This window comes from Priestia sp. ST2, assembly GCF_055810735.1.
On sequence record NZ_JBVVNT010000004.1, the window covers coordinates 633,966 to 652,858 of the forward strand.

The following is an 18,893-nucleotide window of genomic DNA, read 5'->3' on the forward strand; positions in this document are numbered from 1 at the left end:
TCTCCATGAGGAAAGAGCTACTCTATCACAAAGTCCGCTTCTGCTTTTACCACTCCGTTTACAATAACAGAAAGCGTATGCGTACCGCTGTAATGTTTTCTTGTACTTAAATCTTTAAACGCATGCTTTTTTGTGACTGTCAGCGTTTGGCCTGCTTTTGCTTGAACATTTTTTAGCATAAACACTTTTTGACTGCGGTTTCCTTTTGCTTTTACGTAATGAATTCCATACTCTATGCGAAGGAGCATGTTTTTTTTCACCGATAATCGGAAAGAAAAGTCAATGCTATCACCGATTGTAATAGTATGCGGATGTACGCTAAGTTCTGTGACAGTCACGCCCGGATCATCTCCATAGCCAAAAAGAGACAGAGCTTCAGGATCTCCTTTTTTCAACAGTGAACGGCACGCATGTTTAACGATCCAATCGGTTTTAACGTCTTTTCCGTACCAGCTTTTCACCACATCAAGCATCCAGTCTTTTTCTATGTAAGAAATATCATTTAAATGATTGGCTACGCTTTTTCGGACATAGAGCGATTCATCGCATTTTAACTGCTCTAAAATCGGCAGCGTTTGTTTCGGATCTTGCTTTAATGCAGGTACTGATTGTCCCCACGGAAGTCTAGGCCGGCTCCCTTCGCTTGCTAATCTGCGAATATGATGATTTTCATCTCCTGCCCATTCAATCATTTGCTGGAGCATTCGATTTTTATCTTGAATTAAAAACGGACGCACCGCAAATTCTGATGTGGAAAACGGCGTAAAAAACGCGAGTGCTTTTATTGAAGCTTTCCAATCGTTCAATCCGTACAGTTCAACGTAATCTGGAAAAACCGTGCCTTGAAGTCCTCCTACCGTTGGAGCCACTTTATAAAGGATATGAAGTGCTTCTTCATAATCCTCCGGCAGCACTTCATGCATGGAAAGCGTAATTCTTCTCATGCGCTCTTTCAGCCCTAAGTCTTCCCAGTCCTGTTGAAAAACCAGCTCATGAAATACTTGTTTATCAAATGAACTCATTTCACGTGAAAAAGCGTCGCTCAAGTGCGTAATCAACTCTTCATTAAATACGCTTTTACGTAACTCTTCAGCCATACTTATCCCTCTTTTCCAGGCAGTATTTTATTTTCTTTTGAATAAAGCGCCCGCTCGTACATGCCTTTTTTAAAAATTTGCATAAACAGCTGCTTATTTTTAACTTCTTTAAATCCGTACTGACTGTACAAACCGTGAGCATCTTTTGTTGCCAATAAAATTTTTCGTACGTGTTGAATCGGCTGATAGCGAATCATTTCTTGTACCAGCGCTTTTCCAAGCCCGTTGCCCCGTGCGTGCGGAAGAATAAACACATCCGCCAAATAAGCAAACGTGGCAAAATCAGAAATAATTCGTCCGAATCCTACTTGTTTATCGCACTCATCATACACGCCAAAACAAACGGAGTGTTCAATGGACGTTTGAACAAGGTGAAGCGGAATTCCTTTTGCCCAGTATGACTCATAATGAAGGTACGAGTAGATGACATCTATATCAAGCTTTTCTTTATTCGTATGTATGGTAAACTGATGATTTTCTTTCATGCTGCATCCTCCTTGCTTCTCTATCATAGCACAAATGTTCGCAACAGAAAAAAGCCTTTTCGGTAAAAGGCTTTTTTGCTTAGTATGATATTTTTTTAGAAACAGAAGCATTTTTTCTATAGCGTCTTGCGACTATGTAAATAAGCGGACTGCCAATAATCGTCGGCAAAAACCAATAAGAAAGTGCCGGAAGCTTGTTTAACAGCGGAATACTGTCTCCAACATTCACAAGCAGTGCGGTAACCGCTCCGATATAAGACCCCAGCATACCGCGAATATGATGCTGAAGCCAGCTCTTCCATTTTTGCTTGCGTGCTGCATAGCCATAAATCGCTAATCCGTATGAAAACACGGCAATATAAAATAAATAAGCAATTTCATTCCATTTCCAAATCGCTAACATGATAGCCGTGGCAGCTAGTACTCCATAAGAAGCGTGATACACTTCTCCCCATTTGGTATGACGTCCTTTTTTCTTAGCCGCTAGCATAGACATCATTCCTGAAAGCAAACAAATCATGCCCAGTCCAATATGGATACTTAATATAACTTCAAATAAATCCAACGCGTTCTCTCCTTTTACGTACTTTTCTCTTATATCTTCGGCTAGCGTACTTATTTTTTTAACAAAATATCCCTATTTACTTTCCAACTCTTTACTTACATGATGCATATGCTCCACGTTAAAAAGCGCATACTAGCTGTAGAAAAGGAGGCGGATAGGCAGTGGAAAATGCTCGAATTAGCGGATGGCAGCTGTTTGTGTTAATTACGCTCTTTGAGATTGGCAGCGCCTTTTTAGTCGGCTTAGCGATGGACGCTAAGCAAGATGCTTGGATTGCCATTTTAGTTGGTATGATCAGCAGCTACGCACTCATTTTTATATATTATCGCTTGCACCGCTATTATCCGCATTTAGCGCTAACGGAGTATATTGAAAAAATCATTGGAAAAGTGCCGGGACGCATACTTGCTTTTCTTTATGTCTTATATTTTGCTAACGGAGCCGCGCGGGTGCTGCGTGATTTCGGAGCAATGCTTCTCACCTTCGTCTATCCCGATACGCCGCTTTTTATGGTGAACGCTTTGCTGATGCTTGGGATTATCTATACCGTTCGTCAAGGAATTGAAGTGATGGCACGTTCAGCAGAACTGCTCTTTATTTTCATCTATGTTCTCGCCGTTGCTGGCTTTATTCTTATCTTTGTTTCCGGCCTTATTGATTTTACAAGCCTCAGGCCAATTCTTGAAAAAGGCATTGCTCCGGTGCTACGCGTTGCGTACAGCCAAACGCTCTATTTTCCTTTTGATGAAGTGATTGTATTTGCAATGATCTTTCCATACACAAAGAATGTGAAAAAGACCGCTTTGATTGTATTCAGCGCCATTACGTTAAACGGTATTAACCTTATGATTACAATGATTGTGAATATAGGTGTGCTGGGCGTTACCTTAACATCGAGGTCTGCTTTTCCGCTTTTAAGCACGGTTCAAAGCATTCAATTCGCAGGTTTTTTAGAACGGCTTGATGTGTTTTTTATGCTGGCTTTAATCACTGGCGGCTTCTTTAAAATCGGTCTGTTTTTCTATGCCACTTTGCTGGGGCTTTCCCACGTGTTTAAGCTTAAAAACCCGTCACCTCTTGTATTTCCAATCGGCTTAGTCGCTTTGTTTTATTCATTGTCTATTGCTCAAAACTATTTCGAACACGTATATGAAGGGTTAAAAATCATTCCGCTCACTTTACATCTTCCGTTTCAAATTGTCATTCCTGCTCTTTTACTCGTGATCGCATTTTTAAGGAATCGAAAAAAAGTACAGTCCGTCCCTGTGAAAAATACCGCAGAAAATTCGTAGTATGTCCATTTCTCTATTGGATTTAATCTCCTAAAATTATACAATATAATCAAGAAGCCAAAAGGAGAACCAATATGATTGGATTAATTCTTTCTATTTTAATATTTAACATTCTTGCTTTTAAAACAAACAAGCGCTTCACAGCAAATCAAATTGTTCACATTTGGATGTTCACCATTGCTGCTCAGCATATCTTTGACGTCTTCATTAATTTAAAATTTCACGGCTACTGGTATTTTACACAAGAGACAGACTGGCAAGGTATTTTTGCCTATACTGTTCTCATTCCGCCTGTGAACATGCTTTTTCTTACCTACTATCCTTTTGCAGGAAAGCTCACAAAAAAAGCCGCCTATATTTTACTTTGGTCGGTTGCTGTTTTACTTTATGAAGTAGTGGCCCTTCTCCCTGCTCCTTGGGGTTATTTTCACTACGGATGGTGGACATGGTGGTATTCGCTCCTGCTAAATCCGCTGTTGTTTTGGATGGTGGTGCAGTATTACCGGTGGGTGTGTAAAATTGAAAAAAGAGCGATCACTTAAAAATAGAATAGCCTTTGGATCAGCATATCATCATTTTCAGGACCTGCAATAAAATGAGTGTCTGCTTCTCCGCTGGCTATTCTTTTTTATTTAAAAACGTCTTTAGACAAGGAAACTTGCTTTTCTTTTTCTTTTCCAACTAACGACACAAGGAATCCTGCTATTCCGGCTATACATAGAACCACTAATAGATCAGTAGTGCCTACTAACAAGCTCACCGCAGCTGACGCTAACATTCCTCCAATATAGCGAAAAGTAGAATAAATGCCCGATGCAGTGCCTGATTGCTCTTTTTTGACGGATTGAATATTCATAGCCTGCATAGATGAAACACCGATCCCTGCTCCCACTCCTCCTACTAATAAAGATACAATGGTATAAGAAATGGAGGCATTTGCTAAGTGGAAATAAAGCATCGCCGCAAGCAGTGAAATAAGAAATGATAACCGTATCGGATGTTCTTTCCCTACCTTTTCTGCTAACAATCCTCCCAGCCAAGAAGAAATAGACATGGCTAATGAAAAAAAGAAAAGAAGCAAACCAATTAACCGAATATCATACTGCTTCTCTAGCAAAAGCGGAACAAACAAAATGGTACTATACATCATAAAATTACTGCATAAAATGGAAAGATTTGAAGAAAAAAAAGGACGAACCTTAAAAAGCTTAAAATCAATCAGCGGCTCTTGGACTTTGCGTTCTTGCACAATGAAAAGAACGATAGACGCTATGCATATAAAAATAGTCCAAGCATTAAACAAATCACGGTGCGTCAGCATTAGCGTAAAGCTCGTCATGCTTACTCCAAGTAAAAAAGCGCCCCCTATATCCAGCATTTTTGCTTTTTGTTTTACGTTAGACGGCACGTATATAAATGAGCAAATCAACGATAGAACAGCAAAAGGAACGTTAAACCAAAAAATCGACGTCCACCCAAGATACTTAATTAAAAAGGCACCTAATACAGGACCTACAGCTGCTCCCAGCCCCATTGATAAGCCAAATAACCCAAGTGTTCTTCCAAGCTTTTCTTTTGGCAAACTGTGTCTCATAATGGCTGTTGCGTTAGGCGTAGCTAGTGCGCCTCCTAATGCTTGCAGCGTTCGAAAAACGGTGAGCGAAAGTAAGTTATATGAAAACACACAGGCGGCAGATCCCACTAAAAAAATAATCATTCCAGCTACGAACATCGTTTTATTTCCATATAAATCGCCAAGTTTCCCCGCGATGGGCTGAGCAACTGCCATCACAATTAAGTAGATAGTTACCACTACTGATACATGTACGATGGAAAGATGAAGCGCTTTGGCAATAGACGGTAAGCCTACTGCAATCATAGTGGAATTAACGGGAATTAAAAAAGTTCCCGTTAAAATAGAAAAGATAATCAAAGACGGCTTACTGCTGTTCAATCGTCACCACTCCGTTAGTTCCGTCTACGGTAACAACATCTCCGTCTTTTAGTAGATCCACGGCTACTTTTGTGCCAAGAACCGCTGGAAGTTTATATTCACGAGCCACTGTTCCTGCATGAGATAAAATCCCTCCTGCATTGGTTACAATTGCGCCTGCAAGCGAAAATAACGTGGTCCAAGCCGGTGCTGTTGTTTCACACACAAGAACCTCTCCTTGTTTAAGTTTAGAAAATTGACTTGGATCTGAAATGATTTTTACTACTCCCGTATAAACGCCTCTTGAAGCGGCACTTCCTTTAAAGATTTTTTGCGTTTCATCTACTTCTGGAGGCCCCATTTTCCCGAATATACGCTCTAATAAAGGATCTTCTCCTGTTTGAGGAGGCGTGCCATAAGCAGGCGGCGTTTTTTTATGACGATTTTCTTCAAACTCCTGCTTTCTATTGACGATCAGTTCATGAGATGCCACGGGCGTTTTTAATACTTCCAGCAATTCATCGTAATAGAAATAAAAGATATCTTGAGGCTGATGAATCACTTGGTGATCAGCTAAAAGAGTTCCTACATTCAGCAAAAACAGTCTTGCTGTAGCAGGCAGCATCGCATCGATATAAAAATGATGATCTTCATCCAACCCCCACGCGTCTAGGGCCCATCCATAAAACAGCTTAAACTGCTCTTTTTCTTGGCACTCTGGCATTTTTGCGAGTACATCATGATAGCTTTCTTCTCTTTTTTTTACGACATCTTCATAATTTTTCTTGAAGTCGTAATCTTTACGCACATAGCCAGCAATAATCGATAGCGCATGTAAAGGATTCTCTACCCACGTCTCATCAATAAACTCGTGCGAATTTGCAGAACGATAGCCATACTCATCCAAAAAGTTTTGCAGATTCTTTAAAAATTCTCTGCCTTCAGCTGTGCCTAATAGATTTGCTTCTATGTCTTCTGACTTCTGGTCCGTAAAAGCTTGTTTTAACGGGCCAGAACGCTTTACCTTGTCAGTTAGTTCCCAAAGTGCTTGATCCGTTTCAAGTGACTTGTTCATTACGCCTTCTAGCAGATCATATACGTAAGCGGTATTCTCATCTCCCGTCAAGGCTCCATATAGCTCTTCTAAAATCATTCCTAAATCACTTCTTGGCATGACAATTTCAAAGTGAAGCTGCCAAGCTTTTTTATAAAAATCATGCAGTTCTTTTACTTTTTCTTCTGCTTCTTTTAAAGATAAGGGACGTTCTGCATTTCTTTTAACTTCCGTATAAAAAGGTAAAAACACCTCATTAACGTACTCGTATAATCTAGGTTTAAGTCGAGGTAACAGCGGCTTCACTGCTTCTTGGTGCTCCTTTAAGCGATCGTTTACGTCACCGGGAAACGGGATATTTTGCTGATACATTTTTCCATCAGCTAATTTCACTACAAATTGATAGATAGGCAGTTTTAACGTTTCAAAACCTTGCTTTGTCCCATAAGTCATTGCCGGAAGCTGAAAGGAAGCGTATAAAGGACTTAGCGCATGTGCGATATGTAGGTTGTCTTGCACCCAAAATCCTGTTTGTTTTTCTTCCTCACTTAAAAATAGGTCGTTTTGAAATGCAGATAATACGTTCATTTGATTTCCCCTTTCCTTTTCATTATGTAGTAACAGGTCTCACTTGAAGCAAATAAATATGTTCATTTTTTATGGCAAATTCAATGTCTACAGCGTACTGACAATACTGCTCTACTTGATTCGTTAAACAAAGCAGCTGTAGTGCTGTTTCATCTGATATGGAAAATTCATTTTTTTCTTTATCCGTTGTCACAGCTTTTGTTATTCCTGTAAAACCTGACACTAGCTTATACTCTTTTAATCCTAGTTCTTTCACTATACTTTTTGTCTGTTTATGAATAATAAATAAATCTGGCGTAACACCACCTGATACGATTCCCTCTCCTAAGCCGTACGCCACGTTAATGACTACTTCATCTTCACTTTCTGTAATAGGATTTACGCTAAAAATCACTCCGGATACATCGGCTTCAACCATTCCTTGTACAAGGACACCCATCTGGGGATTAGAAAGCGAAATTTCTTTATCTTCGGCGTACGCTTGAACAACGGATGAAAAATAAGAAGCCCAGCATTTTTTTATACTTGTCAAAAGTTCTTCTCTGTTTCTTACGTTTAATATCGTTTCATACTGTCCGGCAAAAGACGCATTCTCCAAATCTTCAAGTGCGGAAGAAGATCTTACGGCTACGGCTTTCACACCAGCACCTTGAATATTGGCATACGAAGAAACAATTTCTTTTTGCAAAGCTAAAGGAAACGTGCCGCTTTGAATCTTCTTTTCTATGACGCTGCTATCTTTTGCTTTTATTTCTATTTGGTTAAACGTTAAAAAGGAATGTAATGCGTGAGATGTTAAAACAAATCCTGTAGGGATATGAGAAACGTGCTGAATCATTTTTGAGAGATTGTAAGCTTTTGAACCTACTGCTTGAAGTTCTGCATAACATGCTTTTTCTAAAGAGACGATGTACAATCACTTAACCTCCTTTCATTTATGTTAAAAGACAACCAAATAAAATAGGAAAATCTATTTAAAACCATAATGTAATTTTATGGAACTAAGTCCAGTTTACCAAAAATTAACATAACTTTAAATATCTTTACAAAAAAATCACAAACCATATTCACTAGAATATGATTTGTGATTTTTTTTATAACTAACACATATAAAAAAACGATAGCCACAAGGGCTATCGTTTTTTTATTATTGAGATACCATTACTTTTTGGCGAACGTGCTCTAAGTGATCACGAACCGCTTCTGCTGCTTCTTCTGGCTCTCCATTTTTAATCGCTTCAAAAATACGCTCATGGTCGGCATCCGTTTGCTTGCGATTTTCTTTTTGGCTTTTATTTAACGAATAAGCAAGCGCTTTTCGATACAAATGGCCTAAATCTTCTACAGCATGAAGAAGGAATGAATTGTGAGCTGCTTTCACGATATCATGGTGAAAGCGATAGTCCGCTTCATGTCCAATTTCTTCACTGTTGTGAACCGTCTTTTTAAATGCTTCTAACGATTCTTTAATTTCAATCAGTTCTTCATCCGTACGGCGCAGCGCGGCTAAGCTTGCTGCCTGCGACTCGATGATAATACGCATTTCAATTAGTTCAAGAACCTGATCTGCTTCAACCATTTCAAACGTCATTGGATCAAGCATGCCCACTAAGTTTACACGTTTTACGTAACTTCCTCCGCCTTGTCGTGATTCAATTAATCCGCTGGCAGAAAGAACGCTTAGCGCTTCACGAATTGGTGCGCGGCTCACTCCAAACATTTTGGATAACTCATGTTCCGACGGCAAACGAGACTCTGGCGGGAACGTTTTCTCTTTAATCATCTTTTTTAATTGATCAAGCACTTGACTAGATACTTTTTTACGCTCAATAGGTACAAACATACTTCTATTCCTCCTCCAAGTAATTATCTCTCTCTTTTTTTTAGTTTTCATCGGACCCAGATTAACTATGTGTATTCCGATTTATGTAAACGCTTCAATCTTTGTATTACAAGTATACATTATTTCAATTCAAATGTGTTGATAAAATTTTACTATTATTGTTATTATACCATGAAAACAAGTTATAAATGAATAACGATTCATGGTTTTTTGACATAATACCACTATCTTACATATAATCCGTATACGATCATGATCGCCGCGTCCGCTAACGCATGACTAATAATTGCCGCTTCGGCACCGTATCGCTCCCTTATACACGCCCACATTATACCTGCTAAAAAAACGCCTGCAGCCGAGATCCAATTAAAAGGAAACGCAAAAGCAGGCAGAATAATAAACAGGTGATAAAGCGTATAAAAGCTTGATGTAACAATGGTTGAAGCAGGTAAGGACAGATGCTTCTTCACTTTATTCTGTATATATACTCGCCAATACATTTCTTCTAAATAAGGGTTAATAAAAATCAAAATGACGGCTAAAATGATAACTTTCCATCCGCTAAATCCCCATATTTGCAAAACCGCTTGCATATCTTCTACATGAAAGATTTTACCAGAAAAAAGCAGGCTGCTTCCAATTATCACAGCGGCACATAGAACTCCGCTCAGAGTTCCCACATACAGAGATTTTTTTATAAGCGCTACCTTCAAGTTAATTTTATTATTCGCATATAAAATCATAAACATCCAGCCGTAAAAGCACACAAATGTTACCAACACATTTTGGATAAGCCACAAACCGAAAAAAACAAAGATTGTTGGCATAAACAGCAAAAACAAAAATTTTATCATGTTTATGGCGCACCTTCTTTAAGAGACGCTTTTCTTTTACCTAGTAAACCTTTCGTATTCAAAAGGTTTACTATCTTTTATCTTATAAAAGTCCCGGGGTATTTTCAATTATTTTTTAATTCCTGCTCCAGCTCACGAAGACTTTCAGCAAGCTTTTTCTTTTCTTCTTCAAAGTGGGCATCGTTTTTAAAAGCAGGAGCTGAAGGTTCTAGCTCTTCATTTTCTCTTAGCCAATCCGGCGTCAATTCCTTGCGAACAACGCGCTTTTTATTAGCGTAGGAAAGCGGCTTTTCAGTCTGCTGACTCGCTAGCGTGCGCTGTGATGTTACATAATGCTTATGAAAAAGATGCTGTTTAATGTAGGCAAATGCTCGAATGGTATCTCCGCTGTATTTAGGCACGTAGTGATCAAATGCTTCATGCAGTCCAGCTAGCGCCTCTTCTATAGGTATTTCGCTTTTGGCGACTTCGTACATATGCTTCAAGTCACTCGCTGAAGGATACACTCCTCGGTTTCTTCTAGCAATAAAAGCGGCTTCTAACGTTTGTACGTAAGCGTCATGCGCGGCTTCTTCTCTTTTTATTTGATTTGTATTTTCTGCTGTAGTCTCTGTTAATGACGCCGTCACAGTGAGTGAATCCGCTGCTTCAATTTGACTCTTTCCTTCTGTCAAATTGACATCTTCGAGCTCTTCAAATTCATCGCTTGGCATAAGCTCTTCTAGTTTATTATAATCAATCCGGTACCAGACCGTGTTGTTAAATTTAGAGCGGTTGTACTTTCCTTTTACAATCAGGCCTTCTTTTTCAAGCTTTGAAATGATGCGTTGAATCGTTGAAAGCGACCAAAATGGAAACTGCTGCAGCCACTGCTGATTGGTGTTGTATACCCACGTATATCCGTCCTGCACGTTTACGCTTTTTTCAAGCCAGTAGTGAAGCTGCTGAAGAAACAGGGCTCCGTTCACTCCTACTTTGACTGCCAGCGCCGGTAGTACAATTAACGGCTGATCTTTTAATAATAATTTACTCATTATATCATCTCCTTTGTTATGTAAAATAGCTACTATATATATACAAAGAAAATGAAAAAACGGGGATGCCCGTTTTAAAATTATGTTAAAATATAGAAAAAATGAGGTGAGCATATGATACGTCCAGGCAGAATTGGCGATGAAGCAGGCATTGCAAATGTACACGTAGAAAGCTGGAAATCAACTTATAAAGGACTTGTTCCGGATTCTTTTTTAGATTCTTTGAGCGCTGAAAAGCGAAAGCCCGTCTGGAAAAAGCAGCTGGAATCAAATTCTATTTTTGTTGCAGAAGAAAACGGTCAAATCGTAGGCTTTGCTTCTTATGGCAAAGAAAGAACCAGCAAGCATCCTTTCTATAAAGGAGAACTGTATGCCATGTATTTACTCGCAGAGCATCAGCGAAAAGGAATCGGAAAAGCGCTTATGCATAAAATAGCGCAAGAGTTGGCAAACCAACATATACATACGATGCTCACATGGGCTTTTGAACAAAACGGCGCCTGTCAGTTTTACGAAGCGCTTGGCGGAAAAAGAATCGATCGTGCTGAGGTTGTTATTGAGGGGACCTCCCTATCTGAAGTGGCTTTTGGATGGGACACGCTTAAAAATTTGTAAGACAACTCTCTGGACAGATTTTTTTCTTCACGGTAAACTGTTTAGTTGGTATAAAAGAAAGGATGACTTACCGTGACGAATTCTACTTATCGAAACATTATTTTGCTGGTTCTTTGTGTCACAGCGGGTATCGTCGATGTGATTGGCTACTTAAGCCTTGGCCATATCTTTACGGCAAACATGACCGGAAACATCGTGCTGCTCGGGTTAGCAATCGGAAACTCTCTTGAAACAACTGTTTTTCACTCTCTGACAGCTTTAGGAGGCTTTATTATAGGAGTTGTTGGAGCTGCAATTTTAGTTGGAAACAAAGAAAAAACGTTTTGGCCTAAAGCCGTAACGATCGCGCTTGGAATAGAAGGATTACTTTTACTTGTTTTTGCACTTTTATCTTCGTTTTCTCCTTCTTTACACTTAACTTACTTATTTATTTTCTTATTAAGCTCAGCGATGGGTCTTCAAACAACGGCTGCTCGAAAGCTTGGCGTAGCCGGCATTTCCACAACTGTATTGACAGGGACGCTTGCTAACTTTTTTGAAGACGTAACGGCACGTTTTCGCAGTTCTCGCTACCGCAAAACGTTTAACACCGATGCTATTCTTCGCGCGCTGTCTCTTGTGCTTTACTGCTTTGGCGCTGTTATCGCCGCGCTTGCAGAGCCTGCTTATAAATTTGAAATTATTTGGCTGCCAATTGTGATTTTGTTAGCCATTATCATTTTTGTCAGCACGAAGTTTCACTCTGATTCAGAAAAATAATAATAAAACGAGGCTGGGATAAAAGTATTTTAGTCAAAGGAAAATCCGAACGATTTTGATTCTTGATTGAGAATCAAATTTGTTCGGATTTTTATTAGTATAGTGAACGTTCATATATATAGCAGCTTCTAGCTGTTGATTGGAGGGCAAGACGAAGACTCCTGCGGGAAAAGCGGGCTAAGTGAGACCCCGCAGGAGTGAAAGCGACGAGGAGGCTCACCAGCCGCCCGCGGAAAGCGAAGTCTTGCACGGAAATCAACAGCGCTGTAACAAGCGAACACAATAGCTCATCTATCCAATTTGTTCGCCTTGAGATTATATTGATTTAGTTATGTCTCAACCTTTTTCATTTTCCCGCTAGTGCCGCTAAAACGCCAAAAATGATTGCTGCTGCAGGCCCTACAATGAATAGTCCAATTAAAATCGATCGTATGGCTTCCCATAATGACCGCAAAGGACCTTGCTTAGACTCTGCTTTTTCCACTCTTTCCTCTAGGTGTTCGACTCTTTGCTGAAGCTTCGCTAGTCCTGCGTAACATCTATTTGTTCGCTCATCGCTCAAGCTCCTTTTTACTCTACATTACCATATACTTCCTTACTAAAACTACTATTTATTTGTGATTACTTCAATGCCGATTTCGCGGTAAGCATTTAACACGGTTTCGTTCACATGTTCTTCTGTAATGAGCCAATCTAGTGAGTTGGCTGAACTGAACGTGTACGTTGACGATGTATTGAGTTTTTTAGCTGTTACAATAGCTGCTACTTCACTCGCACTTTTAATCATTTGGCTTTTAATGTGCATTTCTTCAAGCAAAGGAATGCTCATGCCGATTTTAGGATCGATTGCGTATACGCCTAAAAAACAGAGATCCGCTCGAATTTGTTTTAATGTATCAACCACGCTTTGTCCTACCGTGACCATCGATTCTTTTCGAAATGTCCCTCCAAGAGAAACAACTTCTACAAAGTCATGTTCCGCTAGTGCAACGGTAATTAACGGACTGTTTGTAATAACCGTGACGTTTAAATTCTTTGGAAAAGCTTTGACAAGCTGAATATTTGTTGTACTTCCGTCCATCAAGAGCACCTGCCCGTCTTTAATTAACGGAAGCGCCGCAACGGCAAGTGAATGCTTAACATCCATCAATTCACGTTTTCGCTCTTTGTAATCAACCGCAGACGTGGAACGCGGAAGCGCTCCTCCGTGTACCCGCTGCAACAAACCAAGCGCGTCCATTTCCCGCAGATCTCTGCGGATTGTATCTTCTGAAACATTCAGCGTTTGGCTAAGCGTGGTAGCCACAATTCGCCCTTCTTTTTCAAGCAAATTCATAATTTGTTTGCGTCTTTCTTGTTTTAACATTGCTTGTTCACCTGTTTTCTTTCTGCTTTTTACTTTATTATACTTGTTTCTTTTGTAAAAACAATGTAAAAACGCTTGATTATCAGTGTTTTTTCGTTTATTGTAGGATAAACAAGACAAAACACGCAAAAACAAGTAAAAATAGTCAAAGGGAGAGATAGTTTATGAAGATGATTTTTACAGATTTGGATGGAACGCTTTTAAATAGCAGCAGTGAAATTAGCACAATTAATGCAGAAGCCATTAAAAAAGCGCAAAAACACGGAGTTGAAGTCGTGGTTGCTACGGGGCGCGCTTATTTCGACGTGCAGGAAATTTTAAAAAAAGCTGAGCTTTCAAACCTTTGGGTGATTGCCGCAAACGGAGCGACTATTCATGACCCAAACGGACAGCTCAGACATTCTGTTCCGATTGATGCACATCACGTCAAAGAAGCGCTTCAGTGGCTGGATGCAAACGAATTTTACTATGAAGTGTTTGCTGAACATGCGATTTATACGCCAAACTCAGGCCGTGAGCTGCTGGCTATTGAAATTGACCGAGTAAAAAGCGCCAATAAAAACGTGGATGAAGAAAGACTTCATCACGCAGTGGCTAAGCAATACAGCCAAACGGGATTTGCCTTCGTTGCATCGTATGAAGATATTTTAAATACAAACGCTGAGCTTTATAACGTACTGGCTTTTTCATTTGATGATGAAAAACGAAAAAAAGGCTGGGATCACTTTAGCAAGCAGCATGATATGACGCTTGTCTCTTCGGCTGATCATAACTTCGAACTTGAACACAAAGACGCGTCAAAAGGAAACGCATTAACATACGTGGTAAAAGAGCTTGGCGGCTCTCTTCCTGATACTATTGCTATTGGAGACAGCTTTAACGACGTATCCATGCTGCAAACGGCTGGAAAAGGAATCGCTATGGCAAATGCGCACGCGGAAATTAAAGCACTAGCTGATGACGTTACATTAACAAACGATGAAAACGGAGTAGCTTCCGTTATTGAAAAAGTGTTAGAAGCACAGCTGGAAGCACATTAAAAAAAACGCTTGGCATTTGCCAAGCGTTTTTAAATCATCATGCCATAAATACCAACAAACCAGCTAAACAGCGCAACTAGAAACAACAGCCATGCGCTGGTTTTCTTTCTTTTTTGCCACTCGATTGCTCCTAAAACTAGCATCGTTAAACCTAAAAGTATATTTAAAAATGAAAGGAACTGGTAGCTGTGAGTAAGCATGATATAAAGAGCCAGTCCAACAGTAATAATTGAAAAAATAAGCTGTAATGCTTTTAACAAAAAATCTCTCCTTACTTGTAATTCACGTCTTCATTCACACACGTCACTAAAGGCTTTTTTTCAAGACCTAAAAGCAGGTTCTGGACGGCTAAATCTGCCATGCGATTGCGCGTTTCGTACGTAGCACTTCCAATATGCGGCGTCACCAGTACGTTTGAAAGCTGCAGGAGCTTATGATCTGCCGGAAGCGGCTCTGGGTCTGTTACGTCCAGTGCGGCATACGCAATTTCTTCATTTTTCAGCGCTTCGTACAGTGCTTCCGTGTCCACTAATCCTCCGCGTGCTGCGTTCACAAAATACGCGCTGTTTTTCATAGCTTTAAATTCCGCTTCTCCGAACATGCCTTTGCTTTCATTTGAAAGCGGCACTAAGCATACGATACAGTCAGCTGTGTGAAGCAGCTCTTCAAATGAAAGGTATACGGCATCAAGCTCTTTTTCGGCTTCATGCTTGCGGCTTCGGTTGTGGTAAACGATGTTCATGCCCGATGCCTTTGCTCGTCTGGCAACGGCGCTTCCGATATCGCCCATTCCAACAATACCAAGCGTTTTTCCAAATAAATCAACGCCAAACACCGTTTCCCAGTTTCCTTGTTTCACTTTTTCATAGCCTTCATGAATGCGGCGAGCTGCTGACAGCAAGAGACCAAACGTTAAGTCTGCCGTTGCTTCTACTAGAACGCCTGGCGTATTACTAAACGGCACCCCTTTTTTGGTGCATGCTTCGACATCTACACTGTCATACCCGACACCTGATTGAGAAATAACGCGCAGATTCGGTGCTGCTTCTAACAGCTCTTCGTCCACTGTGATGTGGCCGATATTAAAAAATCCGTCGGCGTCACGAAGCCAGTCGCGCAGCGTTTCTTGTGGAATCTTTCCTTCTCCTTCCCACATTTGAATATCGCAGTGCTCCGCTAGCTTCTCGTAAGCATTTGGCCACGTTTTTCCAGACATAACAACTTTGTATTTCCCCATGTGTATCTCTCCTTTTCCTTGTTCACTCATATGTATGAATAGTAACTAGCTATCCTATCATAAGCCTACTATAAAGATGAAACTTTTTCCATTCAGTAATCGTATTTATAGTAAGGGGGAATACGAATGTTTGAAGATGAAATGATATTTGAAGATGATCCGTCCGGAGATGACATTGTTTTTGAAGGTGATGTGCCCGATGACGTAAGCGGAGGCGCTTTTTTTCCAGACGACGCGTTATTTAACGGAATGCCTACGTTTGTGATGCTATTTTTTGTTATTGTTATTGGTATTTTTCTATTTTCTATTTTTAAAGGGATCGGCACTTGGAGTAAAAATGAGCAGTCTCCCCGTCTATCCGTAAAAGCAAAAATTACGGGCAAACGCACAAACGTCCACCGCCATGGCGGTCATGCTCACGAACATCATCACTCTCACACGTCTACAACTTACTACGTAACCTTCCAATTTGAAAGCACCGACCGCTCTGAATTTACTGTTTCAGGCCGCGAATACGGCATGCTAGCAGAAGGCGACGAAGGAATGCTGACGTTTCAAGGAACTCGTTTTTTGGATTTTCAAAGACATCCAAGTGAAGAACATACAGATGCCTAGGTTATGACCTCTTGCTTTTAGAGGTCTTTTTTACTGTAATGGAGCATTCATATAGCTAATGACTTATTTGTGCCCTTTTTACACTGTAGAAGAACGTTAATCCATATAAAAACATACCGTGTAACACATTCATTTAAACAGGCAGGTGATTTTATGTATTCTCCTTATTCAGGAAGCGGCCTCTACTACGGACATTACGGAGAAGCTCCTCATTCGCATCCTATTCAAACAATACTGGCGCAATACTGGCATGAAACCCACTATCCAGGTCCACATAAAAAATATGTACACGTGTATTATCTTAACCCGGCTTCTCTTCATTATTATCCAACCTACCAAAGGTTTTTGTAAAAAACTGGTGATTCCCAAACTTTTGTATTGTAAAATTAATCCATACACTTATTTATTAGAAAGGAGGCTAAAAAACAATGCGTAATTCTACAGCAAAAAATAGTGTGATAGTCACCACTTTGCTTTCTGCCCTATTTTTCTGCTTCATTTTAGTTCTTGGTTCGCTTTCTCCTCTAGCAAATTCAGGTCCCAACGTTAATACGTTCGGCTCAACTGGGCTGTGGTTATCTCTTGGCATGATTCTGTTTTTATATTTGTTGCCGTTAGCTTTTTATATGTTGGGAATGCATTTCTTAAAATTTATCATGGCCGCTTTTTGCAGCATCGGCCTTTTAATCGCTGCTAGTACTCTATTACTGATGCCGGCTCTGTTTTTATTCGGATTAGAAGATTTCTCAGGAAACTTAGCTTCAATTATAGGAATAATGATTTCTTGTTTAGGCTTGCTGATTACGAATATTGTGTGGTTTGTTGCTGCGTTTAAAAGACCGTCGGCCACCGTGCAGGAAAGCGTTTAAAATGGTGAAGAGGAGCCGCCACTGCTCCTCTTTTTATAGCTCGGTAAGAAAAAAGTGTCAATATACCGAAGCAGCCTTTGTGCTTACTGTTTTTTATACATAACATCAAATTTCATTACATATTTTTATATAATGAAAGACCACTTAAACGGAAAACGATAGTAGATACAAGATTGAAAGAGGTTTTGTTTTTGGTGACGTTATTTTTAACAAATGTGCTGCTCGGTCTTTCGATTGCCCTTCCCGTTGGTACGGTGACAATTGAAATGACAAAACAAGGTTTAAAAAACGGGTTTCTTCACGGATGGGTTGTCGGACTCGGAGGGATGACGGTTGATTTATTATTAATTGTGCTTCTTTACTCTGGACTGGCTTCTGTTTTATCGGCTCCTTTTATACAGCTTATCATGTGGCTTATAGGAGCGCTTTTTTTACTTTATATTGGCTATGACAGCATTAAACATGCCGACCATGATATAACAGCTCCTGGAGAACACGTAAAAAAGTCGTTTGCCTCTTCTTATGTGAACGGGATCTTTGTTGCGATTTCTCCTAGCAATCTCATTTTTTGGCTCAGCGTGTTTGGAACGGTGCTGACCAATTCGCTTCAATCCTCTCATTCTTTTCATTTCCTGCTGATTGCTGCCGGAATATTAACAGGGATTTTAATTCATGACCTAGGCTTAATGACGATTGTCTCTGGAACTAGAAAAGTACTGAATCAGTTTTATATTAAATGGGTTTCTATTGGGGCAGGATGTATCTTAATTGGTTTTTCATGCTATTTCCTCTACCGATTTGTTGAGAATTTGCACATGTATTTTTAATGTTTCTACATATTTTATGACGTGCTATATCCCCTCTTTATCTAGTATAGAGAGGGAATTTTTATCATCTATCAGGGACTATTAGACAAAAAAGTTCACAATTTCGTCACATTTCTATTGATTTTTTTCTCTTTTTATACGAAAATATAAAAAAGGGAGGAAATATCATGAAAATCAAAAAAGCACTTCGCATCTTTATTGGATCAAACGTTCTTGTATTATTAACATTTGGCCTTCTTCCAGCACTATTAGTTAACCCGGATATTGACCTAATTCAATCATTTATTAATTATATAGGCAAGGATTAATTCCGCTTAAAATAATCTAAATTTTCAATCTATTATTTTTATAAAAAAAGACAGCTCAGGCTGTCTTTTTTAGTAGGTTTACACGTTTATTTAGTTGAAAACAGCTTTTGAACATCTACTTTTTGGTCTTTAACAATCGTATATGTCGCCTGTTTTTTATCTTCAAAGCTAAACGCTTTTATGTAGTCATCATCATAAATCGTTAAACCGTACGCATCTTTTCCGTTTTCGACGATTTTTACCCAGTAAGCTTGGTCAAACTTTGGGTCGAGCTCCTTGCTTTTTTTTACTTCTATTTTTGCCAAAGAATGTACGATTTGCTTTATCTCTTTTTTATCATCTACTACACGTTTTCCTTCGTCCGTATCTATTTCAATACGCGTAACGTTTGCTTCGTCTACTTTTATGACGTCTTTTAACTGATAGGCTTTCCCGGTATATGTAAAATAAAATACGACGATAAATAAAAGTGCAGCTATAATAATTGTTCTTTTTTTCAAAAGGAACCTCCT

General features: G+C 39.6%; 24 protein-coding genes. 10 read left to right on the forward strand and 14 right to left on the reverse strand.

The window, feature by feature from the left end:
• Positions 1-17: 17 nt before the first annotated feature.
• From AC0KUU_RS20750 to AC0KUU_RS20760, 3 genes are all read right to left on the reverse strand, one after another.
• Complete coding sequence (locus tag AC0KUU_RS20750; RefSeq protein ID WP_322552307.1) at positions 18-1,097, reverse strand: DNA alkylation repair protein; 1,080 nt, start codon at positions 1,095-1,097, stop codon at positions 18-20.
• Between the two features lie 2 nt (positions 1,098-1,099).
• The gene (locus tag AC0KUU_RS20755) at positions 1,100-1,582 is read right to left on the reverse strand and encodes a GNAT family N-acetyltransferase (protein WP_322552308.1); all 483 of its coding nucleotides are present in this window, start codon (positions 1,580-1,582) and stop codon (positions 1,100-1,102) included.
• Between the two features lie 79 nt (positions 1,583-1,661).
• Positions 1,662-2,147, reverse strand: coding sequence for a DUF2306 domain-containing protein (locus AC0KUU_RS20760; protein ID WP_322552309.1), 486 nt, complete (start codon positions 2,145-2,147; stop codon positions 1,662-1,664).
• Between the two features lie 161 nt (positions 2,148-2,308).
• On the opposite strand from AC0KUU_RS20760, the gene AC0KUU_RS20765 reads away from it, so the two are divergent.
• Both AC0KUU_RS20765 and AC0KUU_RS20770 read left to right on the forward strand, forming a co-directional pair.
• Complete coding sequence (locus AC0KUU_RS20765) at positions 2,309-3,439, forward strand: GerAB/ArcD/ProY family transporter (RefSeq protein WP_322552310.1); 1,131 nt, start codon at positions 2,309-2,311, stop codon at positions 3,437-3,439.
• Between the two features lie 74 nt (positions 3,440-3,513).
• On the forward strand, positions 3,514-3,981 hold the full coding sequence (locus AC0KUU_RS20770; protein ID WP_322552311.1) for a hypothetical protein: 468 nt from the start codon (positions 3,514-3,516) through the stop codon (positions 3,979-3,981).
• A gap of 86 nt (positions 3,982-4,067) precedes the next feature.
• Here the strand turns inward: AC0KUU_RS20770 and AC0KUU_RS20775 are convergent, their stop codons facing one another.
• The 6 genes from AC0KUU_RS20775 to AC0KUU_RS20800 all read right to left on the reverse strand — a co-directional run bounded on the left by AC0KUU_RS20775 (position 4,068) and on the right by AC0KUU_RS20800 (position 10,745).
• Positions 4,068-5,393, reverse strand: coding sequence for an MFS transporter (locus AC0KUU_RS20775; protein ID WP_322552312.1), 1,326 nt, complete (start codon positions 5,391-5,393; stop codon positions 4,068-4,070).
• Entirely contained in the window at positions 5,380-7,014 is a 1,635-nt protein-coding gene (locus AC0KUU_RS20780) for a PEP-utilizing enzyme (RefSeq protein ID WP_162214689.1), read from the reverse strand. Before AC0KUU_RS20780 ends, AC0KUU_RS20775 begins: the two co-directional genes overlap by 14 nt.
• A 22-nt stretch (positions 7,015-7,036) precedes the next feature.
• On the reverse strand, positions 7,037-7,930 hold the full coding sequence (locus tag AC0KUU_RS20785; protein WP_162214690.1) for a PEP/pyruvate-binding domain-containing protein: 894 nt from the start codon (positions 7,928-7,930) through the stop codon (positions 7,037-7,039).
• A 231-nt stretch (positions 7,931-8,161) separates the two neighbouring features.
• Positions 8,162-8,857 (reverse strand): FadR/GntR family transcriptional regulator, encoded by a 696-nt coding sequence (locus tag AC0KUU_RS20790; RefSeq protein WP_013058211.1) that lies wholly within the window; start codon positions 8,855-8,857, stop codon positions 8,162-8,164.
• Positions 8,858-9,081: 224 nt separating this feature from the next.
• The gene (locus AC0KUU_RS20795; protein WP_322552313.1) at positions 9,082-9,711 is read right to left on the reverse strand and encodes a CPBP family intramembrane glutamic endopeptidase; all 630 of its coding nucleotides are present in this window, start codon (positions 9,709-9,711) and stop codon (positions 9,082-9,084) included.
• A gap of 104 nt (positions 9,712-9,815) precedes the next feature.
• Positions 9,816-10,745, reverse strand: a complete 930-nt coding sequence (locus AC0KUU_RS20800) for a hypothetical protein (RefSeq protein WP_322552314.1) — start codon at positions 10,743-10,745, stop codon at positions 9,816-9,818.
• Between the two features lie 114 nt (positions 10,746-10,859).
• Between AC0KUU_RS20800 and AC0KUU_RS20805 the strand changes: the two genes are divergently transcribed.
• Positions 10,860-11,360: a GNAT family N-acetyltransferase gene (locus AC0KUU_RS20805; RefSeq protein ID WP_043981121.1), complete on the forward strand. Its 501-nt coding sequence runs from the start codon at positions 10,860-10,862 to the stop codon at positions 11,358-11,360.
• A gap of 72 nt (positions 11,361-11,432) precedes the next feature.
• Entirely contained in the window at positions 11,433-12,119 is a 687-nt protein-coding gene (locus tag AC0KUU_RS20810) for a YoaK family protein (RefSeq protein ID WP_060745148.1), read from the forward strand.
• A gap of 346 nt (positions 12,120-12,465) precedes the next feature.
• On the opposite strand, the gene AC0KUU_RS20815 is transcribed toward AC0KUU_RS20810, so the two are convergent.
• Positions 12,466-12,681 carry a hypothetical protein gene (locus AC0KUU_RS20815; protein WP_322552315.1) on the reverse strand — a complete coding sequence of 72 codons (216 nt, stop codon included), beginning with the start codon at positions 12,679-12,681 and terminating at the stop codon, positions 12,466-12,468.
• A gap of 45 nt (positions 12,682-12,726) precedes the next feature.
• Complete coding sequence (locus AC0KUU_RS20820; protein WP_014458988.1) at positions 12,727-13,485, reverse strand: DeoR/GlpR family DNA-binding transcription regulator; 759 nt, start codon at positions 13,483-13,485, stop codon at positions 12,727-12,729.
• A 164-nt stretch (positions 13,486-13,649) separates the two neighbouring features.
• On the opposite strand from AC0KUU_RS20820, the gene AC0KUU_RS20825 reads away from it, so the two are divergent.
• Positions 13,650-14,525 carry a Cof-type HAD-IIB family hydrolase gene (locus AC0KUU_RS20825; RefSeq protein WP_322552316.1) on the forward strand — a complete coding sequence of 292 codons (876 nt, stop codon included), beginning with the start codon at positions 13,650-13,652 and terminating at the stop codon, positions 14,523-14,525.
• 29 nt (positions 14,526-14,554) lie between these two features.
• Here the strand turns inward: AC0KUU_RS20825 and AC0KUU_RS20830 are convergent, their stop codons facing one another.
• The gene (locus AC0KUU_RS20830; protein WP_097822950.1) at positions 14,555-14,785 is read right to left on the reverse strand and encodes a YczI family protein; all 231 of its coding nucleotides are present in this window, start codon (positions 14,783-14,785) and stop codon (positions 14,555-14,557) included.
• An 11-nt stretch (positions 14,786-14,796) separates the two neighbouring features.
• A complete protein-coding gene (locus AC0KUU_RS20835; protein ID WP_153254142.1) occupies positions 14,797-15,762 on the reverse strand; it encodes a 2-hydroxyacid dehydrogenase in 966 nt (321 codons plus the stop codon).
• Between the two features lie 126 nt (positions 15,763-15,888).
• On the opposite strand from AC0KUU_RS20835, the gene AC0KUU_RS20840 reads away from it, so the two are divergent.
• From AC0KUU_RS20840 to AC0KUU_RS20860, 5 genes are all read left to right on the forward strand, one after another.
• Positions 15,889-16,377, forward strand: coding sequence for a DUF2500 domain-containing protein (locus AC0KUU_RS20840; RefSeq protein WP_016765014.1), 489 nt, complete (start codon positions 15,889-15,891; stop codon positions 16,375-16,377).
• Positions 16,378-16,530: 153 nt separating this feature from the next.
• Positions 16,531-16,728: a hypothetical protein gene (locus AC0KUU_RS20845; protein ID WP_043981104.1), complete on the forward strand. Its 198-nt coding sequence runs from the start codon at positions 16,531-16,533 to the stop codon at positions 16,726-16,728.
• A gap of 77 nt (positions 16,729-16,805) precedes the next feature.
• Positions 16,806-17,246: a DUF5391 family protein gene (locus tag AC0KUU_RS20850; protein ID WP_098524855.1), complete on the forward strand. Its 441-nt coding sequence runs from the start codon at positions 16,806-16,808 to the stop codon at positions 17,244-17,246.
• 194 nt (positions 17,247-17,440) lie between these two features.
• Positions 17,441-18,073, forward strand: coding sequence for a LysE family translocator (locus AC0KUU_RS20855; RefSeq protein WP_322552476.1), 633 nt, complete (start codon positions 17,441-17,443; stop codon positions 18,071-18,073).
• 167 nt (positions 18,074-18,240) lie between these two features.
• Positions 18,241-18,381: a hypothetical protein gene (locus AC0KUU_RS20860; protein WP_013058226.1), complete on the forward strand. Its 141-nt coding sequence runs from the start codon at positions 18,241-18,243 to the stop codon at positions 18,379-18,381.
• Between the two features lie 86 nt (positions 18,382-18,467).
• Here AC0KUU_RS20860 and AC0KUU_RS20865 read toward each other — a convergent pair whose 3' ends face one another.
• On the reverse strand, positions 18,468-18,881 hold the full coding sequence (locus AC0KUU_RS20865; RefSeq protein ID WP_098524857.1) for a DUF5301 domain-containing protein: 414 nt from the start codon (positions 18,879-18,881) through the stop codon (positions 18,468-18,470).
• Positions 18,882-18,893: the final 12 nt, after the last annotated feature.